Source organism: Roseobacter sp. HKCCA0434 (assembly GCF_032464675.1).
Lineage (GTDB): Bacteria > Pseudomonadota > Alphaproteobacteria > Rhodobacterales > Rhodobacteraceae > Pontivivens.
The window spans coordinates 56,848-76,869 of the sequence record NZ_JAWDKL010000006.1 but is presented as its reverse complement, the minus strand read 5'-3'; the positions used below and the strand labels follow the sequence as shown (position 1 = coordinate 76,869).

General features: G+C 66.2%; 20 protein-coding genes, 3 tRNA genes and 1 pseudogene. 4 read left to right on the top strand and 20 right to left on the bottom strand.

The window, feature by feature from the left end; genetic code table 11:
- Positions 1–77: 77 nt before the first annotated feature.
- The 13 genes and pseudogenes from RX333_RS05815 to RX333_RS05755 form a co-directional block, all read right to left on the bottom strand.
- On the bottom strand, positions 78–347 hold the full coding sequence (locus tag RX333_RS05815) for a hypothetical protein (protein WP_316013978.1): 270 nt from the start codon (positions 345–347) through the stop codon (positions 78–80).
- Complete coding sequence (locus RX333_RS05810; RefSeq protein WP_316013977.1) at positions 344–496, bottom strand: hypothetical protein; 153 nt, start codon at positions 494–496, stop codon at positions 344–346. Before RX333_RS05810 ends, RX333_RS05815 begins: the two co-directional genes overlap by 4 nt.
- 62 nt (positions 497–558) lie before the next feature.
- Entirely contained in the window at positions 559–1,854 is a 1,296-nt protein-coding gene (gene nuoF, locus RX333_RS05805) for an NADH-quinone oxidoreductase subunit NuoF (RefSeq protein ID WP_316013976.1), read from the bottom strand.
- Position 1,855: 1 nt separating this feature from the next.
- A complete protein-coding gene (locus RX333_RS05800) occupies positions 1,856–2,080 on the bottom strand; it encodes a DUF5337 domain-containing protein (RefSeq protein ID WP_316013975.1) in 225 nt (74 codons plus the stop codon).
- A complete protein-coding gene (locus RX333_RS05795) occupies positions 2,077–2,919 on the bottom strand; it encodes a hypothetical protein (RefSeq protein ID WP_316013974.1) in 843 nt (280 codons plus the stop codon). Before RX333_RS05795 ends, RX333_RS05800 begins: the two co-directional genes overlap by 4 nt.
- A 31-nt stretch (positions 2,920–2,950) precedes the next feature.
- Positions 2,951–3,616 (bottom strand): annotated as a pseudogene (gene nuoE, locus RX333_RS05790) (NADH-quinone oxidoreductase subunit NuoE); the annotation flags it as partial.
- Positions 3,617–3,620: 4 nt separating this feature from the next.
- Positions 3,621–3,950, bottom strand: a complete 330-nt coding sequence (locus RX333_RS05785) for a hypothetical protein (RefSeq protein WP_316013973.1) — start codon at positions 3,948–3,950, stop codon at positions 3,621–3,623.
- A gap of 17 nt (positions 3,951–3,967) precedes the next feature.
- Positions 3,968–5,182 carry an NADH-quinone oxidoreductase subunit D gene (locus tag RX333_RS05780; protein ID WP_316013972.1) on the bottom strand — a complete coding sequence of 405 codons (1,215 nt, stop codon included), beginning with the start codon at positions 5,180–5,182 and terminating at the stop codon, positions 3,968–3,970.
- Positions 5,183–5,265: 83 nt separating this feature from the next.
- The gene (locus RX333_RS05775; RefSeq protein ID WP_316013971.1) at positions 5,266–5,880 is read right to left on the bottom strand and encodes an NADH-quinone oxidoreductase subunit C; all 615 of its coding nucleotides are present in this window, start codon (positions 5,878–5,880) and stop codon (positions 5,266–5,268) included.
- Between the two features lie 4 nt (positions 5,881–5,884).
- On the bottom strand, positions 5,885–6,418 hold the full coding sequence (locus tag RX333_RS05770) for an NADH-quinone oxidoreductase subunit B family protein (protein WP_316013970.1): 534 nt from the start codon (positions 6,416–6,418) through the stop codon (positions 5,885–5,887).
- Entirely contained in the window at positions 6,409–6,771 is a 363-nt protein-coding gene (locus tag RX333_RS05765; RefSeq protein WP_316013969.1) for an NADH-quinone oxidoreductase subunit A, read from the bottom strand. Before RX333_RS05765 ends, RX333_RS05770 begins: the two co-directional genes overlap by 10 nt.
- Positions 6,772–6,938: 167 nt before the next feature.
- Positions 6,939–7,015, bottom strand: a tRNA-Asp gene (locus RX333_RS05760).
- Positions 7,016–7,192: 177 nt separating this feature from the next.
- Positions 7,193–7,269 (bottom strand) — tRNA-Asp (locus tag RX333_RS05755).
- 243 nt (positions 7,270–7,512) lie between these two features.
- Between RX333_RS05755 and RX333_RS05750 the strand changes: the two genes are divergently transcribed.
- The gene (locus tag RX333_RS05750) at positions 7,513–8,637 is read left to right on the top strand and encodes a sensor histidine kinase (RefSeq protein WP_316013968.1); all 1,125 of its coding nucleotides are present in this window, start codon (positions 7,513–7,515) and stop codon (positions 8,635–8,637) included.
- A gap of 462 nt (positions 8,638–9,099) precedes the next feature.
- Here the strand turns inward: RX333_RS05750 and RX333_RS05745 are convergent.
- The 5 genes from RX333_RS05745 to lon all read right to left on the bottom strand — a co-directional run bounded on the left by RX333_RS05745 (position 9,100) and on the right by lon (position 14,543).
- Positions 9,100–9,175, bottom strand: a tRNA-Val gene (locus RX333_RS05745).
- Positions 9,176–9,258: 83 nt separating this feature from the next.
- Positions 9,259–10,476, bottom strand: a complete 1,218-nt coding sequence (locus RX333_RS05740) for an aminopeptidase P family protein (protein WP_316013967.1) — start codon at positions 10,474–10,476, stop codon at positions 9,259–9,261.
- Positions 10,477–10,676: 200 nt separating this feature from the next.
- Entirely contained in the window at positions 10,677–11,591 is a 915-nt protein-coding gene (yghX, locus tag RX333_RS05735) for a YghX family hydrolase (protein ID WP_316013966.1), read from the bottom strand.
- 75 nt (positions 11,592–11,666) lie between these two features.
- Positions 11,667–12,026 carry an HU family DNA-binding protein gene (locus RX333_RS05730; protein ID WP_316013965.1) on the bottom strand — a complete coding sequence of 120 codons (360 nt, stop codon included), beginning with the start codon at positions 12,024–12,026 and terminating at the stop codon, positions 11,667–11,669.
- 111 nt (positions 12,027–12,137) lie between these two features.
- Positions 12,138–14,543: an endopeptidase La gene (gene lon, locus RX333_RS05725; protein ID WP_316013964.1), complete on the bottom strand. Its 2,406-nt coding sequence runs from the start codon at positions 14,541–14,543 to the stop codon at positions 12,138–12,140.
- A gap of 192 nt (positions 14,544–14,735) precedes the next feature.
- On the opposite strand from lon, the gene RX333_RS05720 reads away from it, so the two are divergent.
- The gene (locus RX333_RS05720) at positions 14,736–15,644 is read left to right on the top strand and encodes a hypothetical protein (RefSeq protein ID WP_316013963.1); all 909 of its coding nucleotides are present in this window, start codon (positions 14,736–14,738) and stop codon (positions 15,642–15,644) included.
- A gap of 13 nt (positions 15,645–15,657) precedes the next feature.
- Here the strand turns inward: RX333_RS05720 and tgt are convergent, their stop codons facing one another.
- On the bottom strand, positions 15,658–16,785 hold the full coding sequence (gene tgt / locus RX333_RS05715; RefSeq protein ID WP_316013962.1) for a tRNA guanosine(34) transglycosylase Tgt: 1,128 nt from the start codon (positions 16,783–16,785) through the stop codon (positions 15,658–15,660).
- A 209-nt stretch (positions 16,786–16,994) separates the two neighbouring features.
- Here tgt and RX333_RS05710 point away from each other — a divergent pair, with 209 nt between their 5' ends.
- Positions 16,995–17,354: an SUF system Fe-S cluster assembly protein gene (locus RX333_RS05710; RefSeq protein WP_316013961.1), complete on the top strand. Its 360-nt coding sequence runs from the start codon at positions 16,995–16,997 to the stop codon at positions 17,352–17,354.
- 71 nt (positions 17,355–17,425) lie between these two features.
- On the opposite strand, the gene RX333_RS05705 is transcribed toward RX333_RS05710, so the two are convergent.
- On the bottom strand, positions 17,426–18,289 hold the full coding sequence (locus RX333_RS05705; protein WP_316013960.1) for a hypothetical protein: 864 nt from the start codon (positions 18,287–18,289) through the stop codon (positions 17,426–17,428).
- A gap of 187 nt (positions 18,290–18,476) precedes the next feature.
- On the opposite strand from RX333_RS05705, the gene RX333_RS05700 reads away from it, so the two are divergent.
- On the top strand, positions 18,477–20,021 hold the full coding sequence (locus tag RX333_RS05700; protein WP_316013959.1) for a trimethylamine methyltransferase family protein: 1,545 nt from the start codon (positions 18,477–18,479) through the stop codon (positions 20,019–20,021).
- Position 20,022 lies beyond the last annotated feature (1 nt).

Sequence of the window (20,022 nt, the reverse complement as noted above, 5' to 3'; positions counted from 1 at the left end):
CAGGCTGTGGCCGTAGGTCGCGCGTCCGGTCGGACGATTTTCAAGTCACTGCACTTAACACGCGCCGGTCGCGTCGATCACGGGTCCGCTCCATCGGAGGCCTCGCGCGCCTCCTGCCGTTTCAACTCGGCGCGGGTCTTGTCCTGCGCCGCAGCTATAATCCGTTCTACCCGCGGCGTCACGATGAACTCGATGAACGGCACCGTGAACCCGGTCGAGACCAGCACCCGCGCCCAGAGCGGCCAGTCGATGTCGAACCACTCGAACAGGTAGCTCACGAACATCACGCAAGGTGCGACGCACAGCCAGATCAGCGCGGTCAGCCCGATGCTCTCCTTGCGCGTCATCCCAGCACCACGCCGATCAGAACCATCACCGCCGCCAGCACGGTACCGCCGAGTACGATCTGCCACCAGACGAGCCGGTCGGTGCGCAGCCGACGATCCTCCAGTTCCCCGCCGCAACCATCGCAAACATGCCCGGACGACAGTTGCATTTCGCCGCAATCCTTGCAGAGGGCCAGCGCGACTTCGCTTCTAATGGGCGGGCTAAGCACCCCTACTCCGCCGCCACCGCGCTGACGCGGCCCGTGCGCTTGTGCTTGATGCGGTCCTCTATCTCGTCGCGGTAGTGCTGGATCAGGCCCTGGATGGGCCAGGCCGCGGCATCGCCGAGCGCGCAGATCGTGTGGCCCTCGACCTGCTTGGTCACGTCGAGCAGCATGTCGATCTCCTCGACCTCCGCCTCGCCCGTCACCAGCCGGTCCATCACGCGCATCATCCAGCCGGTGCCTTCGCGGCAAGGCGTGCACTGGCCGCAGCTTTCGTGCTTGTAGAACTTCGACAGCCGCCAGATCGCCTTGATGATGTCGGTCGACTGATCCATCACGATCACGGCGGCGGTGCCGAGGCCCGAGCCCTCGCCGCGCAGCCAGTCGAAATCCATGATCGCCTCGTCGCATTTCGTATGCGGCAGGCAACGGACGGAGGACCCGCCGGGGATCACGGTCTTGAGGTTCTTCCATCCACCGCGAACGCCGCCGCAATGCTTCTCCAGCAGTTCCTGCAGCGGGATCGACATGGCCTCCTCGACCACACAGGGGTTTTCGACATGGCCCGAGATGGCGAAAAGCTTGGTGCCCGCGTTGTTCTCGCGCCCGAAGCTCGCGAACCAGCCGGCACCCCGGCGCAGGATGGTGGGGACCACCGCGATCGACTCGACGTTGTTCACCGTGGTCGGCGCGCCGTAGAGGCCGGTATTCGCCGGGAAGGGCGGCTTGAGACGCGGCATGCCCTTGCGGCCTTCCAACGACTCGAGCAGCGCGGTTTCCTCGCCGCAGATATAGGCCCCTGCCCCGTGGTGGACGTAGATGTCGAAATCCCAGTCCGACCCGGCGGCGTTCTTGCCCAGAAGGCCCGCATCATAGGCCTCGTCGATGGCGATCTGCAGCGCCTCGCGCTCCCGGATGTACTCGCCACGGATGTAGATGTAGCAGGCATGGGCGTTCATCGCGAAGCTGGCGATCAGGCAGCCCTCGATGAACAGGTGCGGGTCGTGCCGCATGATCTCCCGGTCCTTGCAGGTGCCCGGCTCCGACTCGTCGGCATTGACGACCAGGTAGGACGGCCGCCCATCGCTCTCCTTCGGCATGAAGGACCACTTGAGACCCGTCGGGAAGCCCGCGCCGCCGCGCCCGCGCAGGCCCGAGGCCTTGACCTCCTCGATGATCCAGTCGCGGCCCTTGCCGATGATGTCGGCGGTGCCGTCCCAGGCGCCCCGGCTCTGCGCGCCCTTCAGCGAGCGGTCGGCCATGCCGTAGATATTGGTGAAGATGCGGTCCTTGTCGGTCAGCATTTCAGTCCCCTTCGCTCCGACGCGCGCGCCGGACATTGTACAAAACGTAGAGCGCCCAGATCAGCGCCGCGAGCATCGCGAAATCGGCGAGGAAGGCAAAGCGGACCGGCAATTCCAATTCCGCCCCCAGAAGGCTGAACCCCATCCAGCCGAGGAAGCCGATGACGATGACCGCCGCCGCCGCCCGTGTCTGCCGCCTCAGTTGCGCCTCGCGCTCCTCCGTCATCCCTTGCTCAGTTCGCGGGCCTGCCCGACCCAGTCGTCACGGGTCACGCGGCCGCGGAACCCTTCGAGATTGGCATCGACCCAGGCGATCTCCGCATCGCTCCAGGATGCGATCTGGTCGAAATGGTAGAAGCCCATCGAATGAAGAAGCTCCTCCAGCTTCGGACCGATACCCTTGATCTGCTTGAAATCATCCGCCCCACCTTCGCGCGGCGCGTCCAGCGTCGCGGGCTTCGCATGGTCGTCGCCGGTCTCCTCCGGTGCGGGGGCGGACGTCGCGACGGGGGCGACTTCCTCCTCCGCCGCGCGGGGCGCGGGCACATCCTCGGGCTCGTCCACCGGCACGGCGGCGGGGTCGGCTGCGGGATCGACATCGCCCATCTGCGCCTCGGTCGTCTCGACCTCTGCTTCGGGCATCGTCTCGGGCGCAGGCGCAGGTTCGGCGACCGGGCCGGGTTCGGGGGTCGCCGCCTTAGCGGGCGCGGTCTCCTCGGCGGTTGCGGCAACCGGCGCGGGCTCCGCCGCCGGAACGGCGGGCGTTTGCGGGGCGGGCGCGGTCTCGGGGGCCGCTGCCTCGGGTGACGCGGTCTCCGCCTTCGGCGTGGCGACCGGCAGCTCGACACCCGTCCGGCTCTGCACCTGATCGACCAGCTCCGCATCGCCGAGGAAGTAGATGATGAGCGCGAACAGGATCAGCACCAGCGTCAGCCCGACGAACACGCCGGTCCCGACCGCCAGTCCGATCACGAAGATCATGATGAGCGCCGCGAGGAACGCCACCGCGACGCTGACGAGCATCGCGAAGACGGTGCGGGACATCTGGGGGGCCTGATCGCTCATCGTCTCTCTCCTGTTCGGGTCAGCCGTCGGTGATGCGGGCGATCGTATCACCCTTTTGCTTGGCGAGGGTCACGGACATGTTGGCGTCGTTGCGCCCTTCGGCCAGCTCGGTCAGCGAGGTCAGCCCCGAAGCGGGCTCGGAGGCGAAGCGACCATTGCGGCTGCCAGGCACCGGCACCTCGCCCGCGGCGAGCTGGTCGAGGATCTCGGCGAAGCTTTCCGCCGTCAGGTCCTCGTAGTAATCCTTGCCGATCTGGGCCATGGGCGCGTTCGAGCAGGCGCCGAGGCACTCGACCTCCTCCCAGCTCAGCTTGCCGTCGGCGGAGCGTTCGTGGGCCTTGGGCGCGATCTTGTCGCGGCAGACGGCGATCAGATCCTCCGCCCCGCAGATCATGCACGACGTGGTGCCGCAGACCTGCACATGCGCCACATCGCCAACGGGGGCGAGCTGGAACATGAAATAGAAGGTCGCGACCTCGATCCCGCGAATATGGGCCATGCCCAGCATGTCGCACACATGCTCGATCGCGGGCCGGGTCAGCCAGCCCTCCTGCTCCTGCGCGCGCCACAAGAGCGGAATGATGGCAGATGCCTGCCGCCCCTCGGGATATTTGGCGATCTGCTTCTCCGCCCACGCCTGGTTGGCGTCGGTGAAGGCGAAGCTGTCGGGTTGGTCTTTGTGAAGTCTACGTAGCATTCGATCACTCTGCGCAAGGACCGGCAAGGAAACGGTAGAGGTCGCCTTCGCGAACGACGTTGCCCTGCTCGATCGCATCTTCGAGGTAGTTTCCGGCGGTCTGCTTGATATAATTTTGGCGGCCCATCTGGTCGATACCGTGCTCGGTCACCCAATTTCCCCACCCGCTATAGTTCTGGAAAGCCGTCGTCGACGCCAATGCAGCGTCTGCTCCATCTACGGGCGTGCTACACCCCAATTCCGCAAAACCATTGGCCCATGCCGCTTCCGCAAGGCCCGGTGTGGAGTATTCCCAGTCCGAGCCGCACGCGGACAGGCCAACGGAAAATAACATGGCCGCCGCAACTCGCATCACCGATCCACCTCGCCGAACACGATATCCAGCGAGCCCAAAATCGCCGACACGTCCGCCAGCTGGTGGCCCTTGCACAGGTGGTCCATCGCTTCCAGATGCGCGAAGCCGGGCGCGCGCAGCTTGGCGCGGTAGGGCTTGTTGGTGCCGTCCGACACGAGATAGACGCCGAACTCGCCCTTCGGGGCCTCGACCGCAGCGTAGATCTCGCCCGGCGGGACGCGGAAACCCTCGGTGTAAAGCTTGAAGTGATGGATCAGCGCCTCCATCGACGTCTTCATGTCGTCGCGGCGCGGCGGGGCGATCTTGCCCTTGGTCTGCACCGGCTCGCCCTTCACCAGCTCAAGCTTTTCAAGGCATTGACGGATGATCTTCACGCTTTCGCGCATTTCCTGCATGCGGATCAGGTAGCGGTCGTAGCAGTCGCCATTGGTGCCGACGGGGATCTGGAAATCCATCTCATCATAGCACTCGTAGGGCTGCGAGCGGCGCAGGTCCCACGCCATGCCGGAGCCGCGCACCATCACGCCCGAGAAGCCGAGGTCGAGGCATTCCTGCTGGCTGACGATGGCGATATCGACATTGCGCTGCTTGAATATCCGGTTCTCGGTCAGCAATCCGTCAATGTCATCAAGCACATGGCCGAACTCCTCGGTCCACTGCCAGATATCGTCGCACAGCGCCTGCGGCAGGTCCTGATGCACGCCGCCGGGCCGGAAATAGGCGGCGTGGAGCCGCGCCCCGCAGGCGCGCTCGTAGAAGACCATCAGCTTTTCGCGTTCCTCGAAGCCCCAGAGCGGCGGGGTCAGGGCGCCCACGTCCATCGCCTGCGTGGTCACGTTCAGCAGGTGGTTGAGAACGCGGCCGATCTCGCAATAGAGCACGCGGATCAGCGAGCCGCGGCGCGGCACCTCGGTGCCCGTCATCTTCTCGATGGCGAGGCACCAGGCATGCTCCTGGTTCATCGGGCTGACATAATCGAGCCGGTCGAAATAGGGCAGGTTCTGGAGGTAAGTCCGTGATTCCATGAGCTTTTCGGTGCCGCGATGCAGCAGGCCGATATGCGGATCGCACCGCTCCACGATCTCGCCGTCGAGCTCCAGCACCAGGCGCAAAACGCCGTGGGCCGCGGGGTGCTGCGGACCGAAATTGATGTTGAAATTGCGGATCTGCTGCTCACCCGTGAGCACGTCGTCGAATTTCGAACCGTCCATCTGTCACCCCTCCTTCGAGGTCAAAAACCGGGGCTGCCATGCGTATGCGATGCGTATGGCAAGCGTATGGCACCTGTCGGGCGTCAGCCCTTGGGCGCGTCTTCCGCCTTCTCGTCGCCAGGCAGGATGTAGTCGGCACCCTCCCACGGGCTCATCAGGTCGAACGTGCGGTAGTCCTGCACCAGGCTCACCGGCTCGTAGACCACGCGCTTGGCGGTCTCGTCGTAGCGGACTTCGGTATAGCCGGTGGTCGGGAAATCCTTGCGCAGCGGATAGCCGCGGAAGCCGTAATCGGTCAGGATCCGCCGCAGGTCCGGGTGGCCCGAGAACAGGATACCGAACATGTCGAAGATCTCGCGCTCGTACCAGTCGGCGGATTTGTAGACGCCGGTGATCGAGGGGACGATCTCCTTCTCGCGCACGCCCGCCTTCACGCGGATGCGGTGGTTCTGGTACATCGACAGCAGGTGGTAGACCACGTCGAACCGCTTGTCGCGGCCGGGCCAGTCCACCGCCGTGATGTCCACCAGCGTACCGAAATTGCAGGTCTTGTCCTCGCGCAGGAAGGCGAGGAACTTGGCGAGCGACGAGGGCACGACCGTGATGGTCAGCTCGCCGCCGGTGATGGCCGTCTCGAGCACCGCATCGCCCTGATGCGTCTCGATATGGCCGGAGAGTTCGCGCAGGGCTTCCGACATGCCGTTACCTCGTGATCGTGCCGGTGCGGCGCATCTTGCGCTGCAATTGGAGGATGCCGTAGAGCAGCGCCTCCGCCGTCGGCGGGCAGCCGGGCACGTAGACGTCGACCGGCACGATGCGGTCGCAGCCGCGCACGACCGAATAGCTGTAGTGATAATAGCCCCCGCCATTGGCGCAGGACCCCATGGAGATGACGTAGCGCGGCTCGGGCATCTGGTCGTAGACCTTGCGCAGCGCGGGCGCCATCTTGTTGGTCAGCGTGCCCGCGACAATCATCAGGTCCGACTGGCGCGGCGAGGCGCGCGGCGCCGTTCCGAACCGTTCCAGATCGTAGCGGGGCATGGAGGTGTGCATCATCTCGACAGCGCAGCAGGCAAGACCGAAGGTCATCCAGTGCAGCGAGCCGGTGCGCGCCCAGTTGATGATGTCGTCGGTGGTGGTCAGCAGGAAGCCCTTGTCCGCGAGCTGATTGGTCAGCTGGCGCGTCGCGACCTCGCGATCGGGTCCTGCGGTGTTGATATTGGTGCTCACTCCCATTCGAGGGCCCCTTTCTTCCACTCGTAGACGAAGCCGACGGTCAGGACGGCGAGGAACAGCATCATCGACCAGAAGGCCACGTCGTTATGCGGGAACGCGTTGGCCCACGGGAACAGGAACGCGACCTCCAGATCGAAGATGATGAAGAGGATCGAGACGAGGTAGAAGCGCACGTCGAATTTCATCCGCGCATCATCGAAGGCGTTGAACCCGCACTCGTAGGCCGACACCTTCTCGGCATCCGGGTTGCGCACCGCGACGATGATCGCCGCGAAGATCAGGATCAGGCCGAGCGCGATGGCGAGCCCCAGAAAGACCAGGATGGGCAGATATTCGCGCAGGACGAGCTCCATGCCGCGACTCCTCTTCACGTTGGATCGCTGTTTGGAGACGATCTAAACCCAGCGCAGGATAGGGTCAACGCATCTGCCGCATTTCTGCATGCGGTTTGAGAGCACATGCGCGATCGCGGGACAGGCCGAACGCCTCGCGAACATCATCGGATGAAGGGGGAGGAAAGTGGCGCGGTTGACGGGGCTCGAACCCGCGACCCCCGGCGTGACAGGCCGGTACTCTAACCAACTGAGCTACAACCGCGCGATCCCGACTGGCGGGATGGGGGCGGTCTAGTCGCAGCGACAGGGGCGGTCAAGCGCAATCGCGCGGGCCAGGCGCAGATTTCCGGGCGGGTGTCGGATGGCAGATCATCGCCGCGACCCTCCCCCGTTCGGGGGAGTGAATTGTCCGGCGACTGATCTAATGATCGGGAGGCGATGGCGCGGTTGACGGGGCTCGAACCCGCGACCCCCGGCGTGACAGGCCGGTACTCTAACCAACTGAGCTACAACCGCTCGCCTCGTGCCGGTCGGGGTGTCCCCGGCGGCGTGGGGAGGTGTTTAGGCAGGCCGCCGGGGGGCGTCAAGCGCAAAAAATCGGCGGTTTGCGCGAAGGGTCCGACGAAGGCGTTCTCGCAATCGTTAAACCTGAAGTTTCAGAAACTTACCTATCACCTCTCGACAATTTGTGGCTGTAACTGCCCGCATCTGTGGTATAAGCAGCGACAACACCCGCACTTCATGCAAGGTCCCTCCGGGATGACGACGACCAGGAAACATCGCGAAGAAGAAGACAGGCTCGACGCGCTCGTCGCGACGGGTCTTCTCGACTCTGCCAGGGAAGAGCGCTTCGATCGCTACACGCGGTTGGCCGGCGCGCTGACCGGCTGCCCGATCGCGCTGATCTCGCTGATCGACGACCGGCGGCAATGGTTCAAGTCGCGCGTCGGACTGGCGGTGTCGGAGACGCCCCGCTCGGACGCGTTCTGCGATTTCACCATCCAGCACCAGCGCACGATGATCGTCGAGGATGCGCTCAACGATCCGCGCTTCGTGAACAATCCGCTGGTCACCGGTGATCCGCAGATCCGGTTCTATGCCGGCGTGCCGCTCTGGCTGCGCAGCGGGCACTGCATCGGCTCGCTCTGCGTCATCGACACAAAGCCGCGGCGCGGGGACGAGATTCGCGGGATAGCGGAGCTGGAGGATCTCGCCTCCACCCTGCTGATCGAGATCGAGGCCCATGTCTCCGATGCGCTGTCCGCGCGGCGGCTCGCCGACCAGGAGGTCGTGATCGCCGAGCTGAAGCATCGGATGGGCAATCTCTACTCCAATATCGGCGCGCTGATCCGCAACTCGGACGACGGCACGCTCAGCCATGCGGAGTTCATGGCGGAGCTGCAGGGGCGGCTGGGCCTGATGGCCAACGCGCAGCGGCGGCTGGCCGATCGCGACTTCGCGAGCGCGGACCTCGCCGCACTGATCGGCGATGCGGTGCGTGATTTCGGGGGTGCGGGCGGCTATTCGGACCAGGTGACGCTTACGGGCAAGACCTGCGAGGTGGGGGCGCGCGGCGCGATGTCGATCGCCCTGCTCATCAACGAGCTCGGCACCAACGCGATCAAGCATGGCGCGCTGCGCGACGAGGGCGGCCGGGTCCGGTTGAGCTGGGGTGTCGAGAAAGATGGCAGCTTCCATATCGACTGGGTCGAGGATGGCAGCGCCAACGGACCGCGATCCGAGCGTCAGGGCTTCGGCGCGACGCTCCTGCGCAAGATCATTCCGGCGGAACTGGGCGGCACGCTCGACCAGGGGTTCGGCCCGCGCGGTTATTTCTACAAGCTCAGCACGAATGCCAACCGGCTGCTGGCCGTGGCCGAATAGTTTCCAGCGCGCTGCGGTCGCTGTCGCGGCCTGCGGTCCCGATCCGGCTGGGACATCATCGGCTTTCATGCGTCGCGTGGGTCGACGGAGGCGTGTCGCGCACACCATCCGCGACCGCAGGCGCCACGGCCCCGGAATCGTATTGGGCCAATGCGACGCCCACTCCTCATACTCCTCGCGGCCGCGAGGCGCTCGGCTGCGACATCCCCTGCCCTAGCCTGCCGCATCGCGGGGCCGAAGCGAGGCATGTTGCCCACGTCTTGTTGTATCCGATACGAACGCCTGTCCGCGTCCAAGTCCCCGCCGGGCCCGATGCAGGGATGAACCGGGAAGGCGCGCGGCAGCACTTCCCGCGCCGTGGTCACCAGCTGTTTCGCCAGGGAAATCGTCGGACGGCGGCGGAAAAAACGACGGCTGCAACCGTCGAAATCACTGGCGCGCGCCTTCAGGCCGAAGGATGGATGGTGGGCGGTGAGGGGCTCGAACCCCCGACCCATTCGGTGTAAACGAATTGCTCTACCAACTGAGCTAACCGCCCCTGGCGACGGGGTTTAAGGCAGCCGAACGTGCCGGTCCAGCGGGTTTTTCACGCGCCCGGCCGTGAGCCGGGCGCAGATCGTTTCAAGCGACCACGTTGTGTTCCGGCCCATAGGGGAACCCGGTGATGTTTTCGTTGCCGTCCCGCGTGATGATCAGGATGTCATGCTCGCGGTAGCCGCCCGCCCCCGGCTGGCCTTCGGGAATGGTCAGCATCGGCTCCATCGAGATGACCATGCCCGGCTCCAGCACGGTGTCCACGTCCTCGCGCAGCTCCAGCCCAGCCTCGCGCCCGTAATAGTGGCTGAGCACACCGAAGGAATGGCCATAGCCGAAGGTGCGGTATTGCAGCAGGTCGCGTTCGGCGAAGAAGGCGTTGAGGGCGTCCGTGACTTCGGCGCAGCGCACGCCCGGTCGCAGCAGGCTCATCCCGTATTCGTGCGCGGCGACATTCGCCTCCCAGATGGCCTGCGATGCCGGGTCCACCTCGCCCAGGAACAGCGTGCGCTCCAAGGCCGTGTAGTAGCCCGAGATCATGGGGAAGGTGTTGAGGCTGAGGATATCGCCCCGCGCCAGCCGCCGCGACGTTACCGGGTTATGCGCACCGTCGGTGTTGAGGCCCGACTGGAACCAGACCCATGTGTCGCGATATTCGGCGTCGGGAAAACGGCGGGCGATCTCCATTTCCATCGCGTCGCGACCGGCCATCGCCACGTCGATCTCCCGCACGCCCTCGCGGATCGCGTCGCGGATGGCATGGCCGCCATGATCGGCGACCGCCGCCCCGGCGCGGATCAGCTCGATCTCTACCGCCGACTTGTGCATCCGTTGGCGCATCGTGGCAGGCGCCATGTCGACGGTGCGCGACGGCGACAGGACGTCCCGCAGCAGCGCCATCTGCGCCAGCGAGAGGTGATCGCCCTCGTAGCCGATCACCCCGCCCGCGCCGGTGACGGAGCGGATCGCCCGCCAGTAATTGTCCCGCTGCCAGTCGGTATAGGTGATGTTATCGCCATAGCCGCGCCGCCAGGGCTGGCCCGCGTCGATACCCGCGCTGATCGTCACCGTCCCGGTGGCCGTCACGACCTGCGCGTAAGCCCGTCCGAAGGCGCAGTAGAGGAAGCCCGAGTAATAGGCGATGTTGTGCATCGAGGTGAGCACGCAGGCGTCCACGCCCTGCGCGACCATCGCGGCGCGCAGGCCCACCAGTCGGGTTTCGTATTCGGCCTCGGCGAAGGGCAGGACCTTCTCGCCCTGATGAAAGCGGTGGAACTCGGGGCGGGTCTGGATGGGTCCGTCCATTGGATCACTCCTGAATACGCCGCCACGCGGGGGGCAAGGCGATCTCCCCCCACCGCGCGATGGCGGCAAAGCAAGATCCCGGCGTTCAGGATGGGTGAGGGGACGTTTCGGCCCGAGGCCGACGGCGACGCCATCGCCGATCCCCTGCCCCGGACGTTACAGGCGGCGCGGCGCGACTGGCAAGCCCCGCCGCCCGGCGTTCATCCTGCTAGATAGGTGCGGAACCAGGCGATCATGCGCTCCTCCGCCAGCGCCGCGGCCTCCGCATCGTAGCGGGGCGTGGTGTCGTTGTGGAAGCCGTGGTTCACGTCCGGGTAGATATGCGCCTCGTAGCGCTTGTCGTTCTCCTCCAGCGCCTTCTGGTAGTCGGGCCACATCGCGTTGATCCGCCCGTCGAGGGCGGCGAGCTGGATCATCAGCGGCGCCTCGATCATCGGCACCTGTGCGGCATCGGGGGCGGCACCGTAGAAGGGCACGCCCGCCCCCATCTCCGGATAGGCCACGGCCAGCTTGTTCACCACGCCGCCGCCATAGCAGAACCCGGTGGCCCCGACCTTGCCGCTGGTGCCGTCGAGCGCCTGCAGATACTCGAACCCGGCGAAGAAGTCGTTGAGCAGCGCCTCCTGATCGAGCGTCCGCTGCATCTCGCGCCCCTCGTCGTCGTTGCCGGGATAGCCGCCGAGCGAGGAGAGCCCGTCCGGCCCCATCGCGACGAAGCCTGCCTTGGCCAAGCGGCGCACCACGTCGCGGATGTAAGGGTTGAGCCCGCGATTCTCGTGCACCACCAGCACCGCGGCGGGCGGGTTGTCTGGGTCCATGTCCGTGGGGCGGACGAGATAAGCCGTAATCTCGCCGGTGCCATTCGGGCTCGGATAGGTGATGTCCTCGCCCATGATGTCGGGATCGTCCTCGGCCACCTGCTGGGCGAGCGCGTAGTTCGGGGCCAGCGTCTTGAGGATCGCGACGGCGGTAAGACCGCCGACCGCCCACTTGCCCGCCCGGTCGAGGAACTCGCGCTTCGTGATCTTGCCGTGGGCGTAGTAGTCGTAGAGGTCCAGCAGCTCCTGATCGAAATCGGCCGCCGTCAGCCGGGTCTGCGGTGTCTGGTCGTTCATCGTGCCTCTCCCTGTTGGTTGCGGGAAGGCTAGCACGGGCCTCGCGGGCCCGCGTTCACGATTCACGACGCCGCGTCAATCCGCCTCGTCGGGGCTGTCGGCACCGTCCTCCATCGCCTGCAGCGCGTTCGCGTCCTGCTTGGCCGGGATCACGCGGAAGATCGGGTCGGCGCCCTCGCGATTGGGGTACTTGATGCGGACCTTGCCGAAGGTGGGGTAGTGCAGGTCCTTCCCCTCCAGCAGCTCGGCGCGCATGAAGGCGAAGGCCGCGTCGAGGATCGCGCGGACATCGGCCTTGGACTGGCCCGTCTGTTCGGCGGTGTAGGCGACGATCTCGCGCTTGCGCACGAAGTCGGGGGTGTCCTGATCGGCTTCGGCGCCGCTGTCGTGGCCCTCGTCCTGCGCGATCTCGTCTTCGGGAAGTTGCTCGGTCATCTGGTCTTGCTCCGGTTCTCAAAACGCTTCGGGGCGGATGACCCAAGTGGTCACCCGCCCCGGCGAAAGGTCAACCCCGCATCGCGGGATCGGCCGCGATCTTTCCGCCGCTCAGTGCGCGGCGACGCCGGTCCCGGCGGTCCCCGTCGCGGGCGCGTTGCCGATCATCGGCTCGGCCTCCTCGTCCCACTCGACCGGTTCGGGCTGACGGGTCAGCGCGACCTCCAGCACCTCGGTCACGTTCGAGACCGGGATGATCTCCATCCCCTCCGTCACGCTGTCGGGGATGTCGACCAGGTCCTTGGCGTTGTCCTTGGGGATCATCACCGTCTTGATGCCCCCGCGCAGGGCGGCCAGCAGCTTCTCCTTCAGCCCGCCGATCGGCAGGACATTGCCGCGCAGCGTGACCTCGCCCGTCATGGCGACGTCCTTGCGCACCGGGATCTGCGTCAGGACCGATACGATAGAGGTCACCATCGCGATGCCGGCACTCGGCCCGTCCTTGGGCGTGGCGCCCTCGGGCACGTGGACGTGGATGTCGAGCTTCTCGAACTCCGGCGGCTTCACGCCCAGCGTCAGGGCGCGCGCCCGGACGTAGGAGGAAGCCGCGTCGATCGATTCCTTCATCACGTCGCCAAGCTTGCCGGTCGTCTTCATCCGGCCCTTGCCCGGCAGGCGCAGCGCCTCGATGGACAGAAGGTCGCCGCCCACCTCGGTCCAGGCCAGGCCAGTGACGACGCCGACCTGATCGTCCTCTTCGGCCAGCCCGAACTTGAAGCGCTCGACGCCGAGATAGTCGGACAGGTTCTCCGCCGTCACCTCGACCTTCTGGACCTCCTTCTTGACCAGCTGCGTCACCGCCTTGCGGCAGAGCTTGGCCAGTTCCCGCTCCAGATTCCGCACGCCCGCCTCTCGGGTATAGGTGCGGATGACCTGCAACAGCGCATCGTCGGTCAGGGTGAACTCACCCTTCTTGAGACCATGCCCCTTCTCCTGCTTGGGCAGCAGATGACGGCGCGCGATCTCGGCCTTCTCCTCCTCGGTGTAGCCCGCGACCGAGATGATCTCCATCCGGTCGAGGAGCGGACGCGGCATGTTGTAGGAGTTGGCCGTGGTGATGAACATCACGTTGCTGAGGTCGTAATCCACTTCGAGATAGTGGTCGTTGAACGTCGCGTTCTGTTCGGGGTCCAGCACCTCCAGCATCGCGCTCGCCGGATCGCCGCGGAAATCCTGGCCCATCTTGTCGATCTCGTCGAGCAGGATCAGCGGGTTGGTGGTCTTGGCCTTCTTCATCGACTGGATGATTTTGCCGGGCATCGAGCCGATATATGTGCGCCGATGACCGCGAATTTCGGATTCGTCGCGCACACCGCCGAGGCTGATGCGGATGAACTCCCGCCCCGTCGCCTTGGCCACGGATTTGCCCAAGCTCGTCTTGCCCACGCCCGGCGGGCCGACGAGGCACAGGATCGGGCCCCGCAGCTTCTGACTGCGCTGCTGCACGGCGAGATACTCGACGATCCGCTCCTTGACCTTCTCCAGCCCGTAATGATCGGCGTCGAGGATGGCCTCGGCCTTGCCGAGATCCTTCTTCACGCGGGATTTCTTGCCCCACGGGATCGACAGCATCCAGTCAAGATAGTTGCGCACCACCGTCGCCTCGGCGGACATCGGGCTCATGTTGCGCAGCTTCTTCAGCTCCGCCTCGGCCTTGTCCTTCGCCTCGTCGCTGAGCTTGGTGGCGGCGATCTTCTCCTCGTACTCGGCCACTGCGTCCTCGTTCGAGTCGCCGTCGCCCAGTTCCTTCTGGATCGCCTTCATCTGTTCGTTGAGATAGTACTCGCGCTGCGTCCGCTCCATCTGCGTCTTCACGCGGGACTTGATTTTCTTCTCCACGCGCAGCACGGAAATCTCGCCCTGCATCAGGCCGAAGATCTTCTCCAGCCGCGCGCCGAGATCGGCGGTCTCCAGCAGGTCCTGCTTCTGCTCGATCTTGGCGCCCAGATGCCCAGCGACCGTGTCGGCCAGCTTGTCGGGATCGGTGATCTCTCCGACCGCGGCGACAGCCTCGTCGGGGATGTTCTTGTTGAGCTTGGCGTAGCGCTCGAAATCGCCGGCGATGTTGCGCACGAGCGCCTCGACCGCCTCCGGGTCCTCGCGCGTCTCGACGATCTGCGTGGCGTCGGCCTCGAAGAACTCACTCGCATCGCGGATCGCATCGAGCCGCTGGCGCGACTGCCCCTCGACCAGCACCTTCACGGTGCCGTCGGGCAGTTTCAGCAGTTGCAGCACGCTCGCCAGCACGCCGGTGGTGTAGATCGAGCCCGTGGTCGGCTCGTCCTCGCCGGGATCGCGCTGCGCGGCGAGCAGGATCTGCTTGCCCGAATTCATCACCGCTTCGAGCGCCTTGACGCTCCGCTCGCGCCCGACGAAGAGCGGCACGACCATGTGCGGAAACACCACGATGTCGCGCAAGGGCAGCACGGGCAACGTGATCTGGGTGTTGTCGGTCATGAAATGTCCTTTCTCGCAAAGCGCCCCGCCCCGGCCATCGGCGACATGGGCGCTTCCGTCATGGTTTTGTAATCTGTGCGTCGTTCACGGTGCGTTCAAGGGGTGCGACGGGTCGACGGATTCATGTTGCGCCGCGCAGATAGCGGGCGCAAGGCAATCACGGCACCTTTGCAATAACCTCGGCCCGACCCCTTGCTCTTCGCCGACCCGGCGGACCAGATGTCGCAGCAATGCAAATGGGAGACTGCCGAGATGTCGAGCTTCGCGGAGATCGTGATCGTCCACCGTCGCCGGATCGCCGTGATCGCGGCCGCGCTTGTCGTCTCGCTAATGATGTCCTCGTCGAGCGGCACGATGTGGACAGGTGACTGGTTGCGCGTCACGGCTGCGCTGCTGGGCTTTGCTCTCGTCATCGGAGGGGTCTACGCGTTCTCCAGCGGCCTGCCCTACTGGCTCGAAGCGCTCCGAGTGCTGACCCTCGCATCCCTGATACTGCCCGTCTGGCAGGTTTTGCAAATCGCGGCACCGGGGGTTCCCGTCGTCGGCGTCCTCTTCGCGGCTCTGGCCGTCGTGATCGGGGCGGAATGGCTGGCAGACAACATCTCGGCACCGGTCCGGCTGGAGATGGATTTCGCACTGCCCGTGGCGATCGAGGACATGTGGGCGGCAACCGTTCCGACCGCGGGACATGCCGACCAATACGCGCTACTCGCACAGGACGGTATCGTGATGCACGAGGAGGAATTCGACGCCTGTCGCATCGATTATGTCACCAGGAAGGGGCGATACCTGCCGGTCATCGCGAGACTGCGACGGGTCAAGGCGCCGCTGTCCTGCTCATACGAGCTGATGCCGGATGAGGACCGTCATTCGACGAACATTGCAGGCACGAAGGTTACGGTCGACCTGTCCCTGCCCGGCGACGGCACCACGCGGGCGCGCATCGTGGTGACGCATCCCTTCACGAGCGTCTCGGCCTGGCTGCAGGTCTGGCTCGACGATTCCAAGCGCGATACGGAGCGGTTCATCCGAAATCGCGTCCGTGGCGGCCAGGCGACGACGCTGATGCAAACCTATCTCGACGCGGCCCGGAAGGACTGACTACAGGGACCGCTCAAACCCGCTCCAGATCCCCCTCCGCCCGCCGCGCGTGGAACGCTGCGACGAAGCCCGCCAGCTCGCCCGCCGCGATCGCGTCGCGCAGGCCCTGCATCAGCTCTTGGTAATAATGCAGGTTGTGCCAGGTCAGCAGCATCCCCGCGATCATCTCCTGCGCGCGGTGGACATGGTGCAGATAGGCCCGCGAGTAGTTGGTGCAGCACGGGCAGGTGCATTCGGGGTCGAGCGGGCGCGGATCGTCCGCGTGGCGCGCATTGCGCAGGTTGACCTGACCCATGCGCGTCTGCGCCTGCCCCGTCCGGCCGGAGCGCGAGGGCAGCACGCAGTCGAACATGTCGATGCCCCGCTCGACCGCCCCGACGATGTCGTCGGGCTTGCCCACACCCATCAGGTAGCGCGGCTTGTCGTCCGGCAGCTGCTCGGGCGCGTAGTCGAGGCACCCGAACATCGCCTCCTGCCCCTCGCCCACGGCGAGGCCGCCGACCGCGTAGCCGTCGAAGCCGATGGACCGCAGCGCCTCCGCCGAGCGGGCACGCAGGTCCTCCTCCAGCCCGCCCTGCTGGATACCGAAGAGCGCGTGCCCGGGCCGATCGCCGAAGGCGTCGCGGCTTCGCGCGGCCCATCGCATCGACATCTCCATGCTCTCCTCGATGCGCACGCGATCGGCGGGTAGCGCCGGGCACTCGTCGAAACACATGACGATGTCCGAGCCCAACAGCTTCTGAATTTCCATGCTGCGCTCGGGGCTCAGGACATGCTCGGACCCGTCGATATGGGATTTGAAGCGCACGCCGTCCTCGGTCAGCTTGCGCAGTCCCGCGAGGCTCATCACCTGGAAGCCGCCGGAATCGGTCAGGATCGGGCGATCCCAGTTCATGAAGCGGTGCAACCCGCCGAGCCGGTCGATCCGTTCCGCCGTCGGGCGCAGCATCAGGTGGTAGGTGTTGCCGAGCAGGATGTCCGCCCCGGTCGCGCGCACGCTCTCGGGCATCATCGCCTTGACCGTCGCCGCGGTGCCCACGGGCATGAAGGCGGGCGTGCGGATCTCGCCGCGCGGCGTGGTGATCGCGCCGGTGCGCGCGCGCCCGTCCCTGCCCGAAATGCTGAACCCGAAACCGCTCATCGCCCTGTCCTTTCCGATCGAAGCGCACCAGATGCCGCCCGACGCGCCGCGCGTCAACCGCTTCGGATTGGCCAAATACTCCCGCCGGAGGCATCCGACGGCGCCGCATGCGCGCGCTCCTGAGTATTTGCGCCAATCCGAAAGCCGGGTTTACGCCCCCGCCCGCAATTCCTATATCTCCTGTCAGGTATTTACGACAGGAGCCGCGCATGAACGCCGAGGCACCGATGGAGGGCCAGCCCCTCATCAAGCCGTCCACGACGGATCACCCGCTCTACGACAACGTGGTCGAGGCGTGCCGCACCGTGCACGACCCCGAGATCCCGGTGAACATCTACGACTTGGGCCTGGTCTACACGATCGACATCTCCGAAGGGGGCGAGGTCGACGTGCTGATGACCCTGACCGCGCCGGGCTGCCCCGTGGCCGGAGAGATGCCCGGCTGGGTGGCCGAGGCGATCGAGCCGCTGCCCGGCGTCAAGACGGTCAATGTCCAGCTGGTCTGGGAGCCGCCCTGGGGCATGGAGATGCTCAGCGACGAGGCCCGGCTGGAACTGGGCTTCATGTAAACGGACATCATTCAGACGAAAAAAGGGCGGCCACCGGGGCCGCCCTTTCTCGTTTCGGGGTCTCGCGAGGATCAGCCCGCGCTGGCGGGAACCAGCGTGAAGCTGCCGATCGGGGTCGCGACGTCGAGGTCCTCTCCGGCCATGCTCAGGCCGATGGTGCCGCCATCCACGCCGCCGGTGCAGTTGCCCACCTCGACCCGCAGACCGTCACCCTCGTCGGTCACGTCGGTGATCTCGCACGCGCCGGTATTCCAGATCAGCGCGGTCTCGGAGATCACCCAGACCGGCATGACGTCGTCCGCATCCGCGGCCCAGCCACCCGTATAGGGCGTCAGCGGGGTGGCGGCGACGGTCGGGGCGGCGTCGCCCTCGCCTTCGGTCGCGGCGATGTTGCCCTCGGCCTCGGCACCCTCGTCGGTCTCGGCCAGCGCCATCTGCATCTCGCGCAGACGGGCAGCGGCCTCCTGTGCCGCGATCTCGGCGCGCTGTGCGGCGAGCGCTGCCTGACGGCTGGCGGTCTCGGCGCGCAGCGCCTCGACCTGACGCTCGGCCTCGGCACGCAGCTCGGCGATCTCGGCCTCCAGCGCGGCCCGCTCCTCGGCGAGGGCCTCGCGCTCGGCCTGCGCGGCGGCCAGCGCCTCCGCTTCTGCCTGGGCGGCGGCTTCGGCTTCCGCCGCTTCGGCGGCCTCGCGCTCGGCATCGGCCTCGGCTTGGGCGTCCGCCTCTGCGGTATCCGCATCCGCCTCGGCATCCGCGTCGGCGGTCACGGTGACGTCGATATTGGTGTCGCCCTCGTCCTCGGGCAAGTTTCCGTCGAGCGGCGCGGTCGCGACCTGGTCGGTCTCGCCGCCTTCATCGGCGGTCTCGTCCTCGTCCTCCCAGCAGCCTGCCAGTGCGATCACGGCGGCGCTCATCAGCAATGCGGCTCGGTTCATGTCTCGGGTTCTCCATCTGCCTTGGTCGACTGCTCAATACCTCAGTCCCGGCGCGTGTTTCGACCATGTCGCATCCGGAACTTCAAGAGGCGCATTTCCCGAGGGATCGCGCACGTCACGCGTTAATCTGCGCCAACACGCGCGGGTTGCAAGTGCACAATGCGCCAACGGCTTCTAGGAGGACGCGATGAGCGAGATGGCAGCACGGCGAACCGGGCGGCGGGGCGGAGGCGGCGCGGCGCGCCGGGCGGAACGCACGGCCCCGAAGATCGAGGCCGCCCGCTACATCACGCGCAACATCCCCGATTTCGAGATCCTGACCCAAGAGGCGCTGGAGATCATCGAGTACAACGCCGAAACCGTGCTTGAGGAAGTCGGCGTCGCCTTCGTCGACAACCCCCAGGCGCTCGAGCGCTGGCGCGAGGCGGGCGCGGATGTGCAGGGCGAGCGGGTCCGCCTGCCCCGCGGCCTGGCGCGCAAACTGTGCGCGACGGCCCCGTCCGAATTCACGCAGCACGCCCGCAATCCCGAGCGCGACGTGGTCATCGGCGGACGCAACCTGGTGCTCGCTCCGGTCTACGGCCCGCCCTTCGTGCGCGATGCGGCCGGGGGGCGTCGCTATGCCACGATCGCGGATTTCCGCCAGTTCGTGAAGCTCGCCTACATGTCCAAATGGGTCCACCATTCGGGTGGCACAGTGTGCGAGCCGACGGACGTGCCGGTCAACAAGCGCCATCTCGACATGCTCGAAGCGCACATGACGCTCAGCGACAAGCCCTTCATGGGCTCCGTCACCGAACCGTCGCGCGCGCAGGATTCGGTCGAGATGTGCAAGATCCTGTTCGGCGATGTCGCGACCGAGCGGCCGCACATGACCTCGCTGATCAACGTCAACTCGCCGTTGACCTTCGACAACGTGATGATGGGCGCGCTGGAAGTTTATGCCGCCAACATGCAGGCCTGCATCATCTCGCCCTTCATCGTGGGCGGCGCGATGGCGCCCGTCTCGGTGGCGGGCACGCTCACGCAGGTGCTGGCCGAGGCGATGGCGGGCATCGCCTATTCGCAGCTGATCCGCCCCGGCGCGCCGGTGATCTTCGGCGCCTTCGTGACCTCGATCGACATGAATTCCGGCGCCCCCACCTTCGGCACGCCCGAGGCGTCGAAGATCCTGTGGGGCGCGGGCCAGCTCGCCCGCCGCATGAACCTGCCCTTCCGCTCGGGCGGCGGCCTGTGCGGCTCCAAGCTGCCCGACGCGCAGGCGGCCTACGAGACGGCGAACACGCTCAACGCGGCGCTCATGGGCGGGGTCAACTTCATGCTGCACGCCTGCGGCTGGCTGGAGGGCGGTCTGGTGGCGAGCTTCGAGAAGTTCGTGCTCGACGCCGATCAGCTGGGCATCCTCCATTCGCTGGCCGAGGGCGTGGATATCAGCGAGAACGGCCAGGCGATGGACGCGATCCGCGAGGTCGGGCCGGGCGGGCACTACCTGGGCTGCGAACACACCCAGGCGAACTTCAAGACGGCGTTCTGGCGGACCGGCGTGCTCGACTACCGCCCGTTCGAGACCTGGGCCGACGATGGTGGCCCCGACAGCCAGGCGCTCGCCTCGGCGAAGGTCGCCCGGATGCTGGAGGAATACGTCGCCCCGCCCCTCGACCCCGGCATCGCCGAGGGGCTGCACGACTATATCCGCACCCGCAAGGAGAGCGAGCCGGACGCGTTCGGCTGAG